Origin of the sequence: Oceanobacillus saliphilus, from assembly GCF_023522835.1 — a bacterium.
GTDB classification, from domain to species: Bacteria; Bacillota; Bacilli; order Bacillales; family Amphibacillaceae; genus Oceanobacillus; species Oceanobacillus saliphilus.
Genome location: NZ_JALCZU010000188.1, coordinates 1 through 263, shown reverse-complemented (window position 1 = coordinate 263; position 263 = coordinate 1). Strand labels below are relative to the sequence as shown.

At 72.2% G+C, this 263-nt stretch carries 1 protein-coding gene; it reads right to left on the bottom strand.

Annotation, left to right across the window (positions count from 1 at the left end):
• The coding region (locus MN204_RS20885; protein WP_249872966.1) for a hypothetical protein at nucleotides 1-263 on the bottom strand (263 nt) is incomplete at both ends.

Genomic DNA, 263 nt, shown 5'->3' with positions numbered 1-263 from the left:
CAGCGCGTTGAGCGCCGTGTCCAGGGTGTGGCCGACGTAGAAGTCTTCGCTCTCCTCGCGCAGGTCGGTGGGGCCGAGGCGCATGGGGAAGAGGGCGCCACTGATGGCTTCGATGATCTGGCCGACCGCGACGCGCGACGGCAGTTCGCGACCGCCACGGTCCTGGGTGCGGCCATGGCGGTTGCGCCACTCGGCGCGGGCGGCGCGCAGTTCGGAGACGATCTGGTCCAGCTGCCAGCTGACCGGGGGGCAGCCGCTGGGGC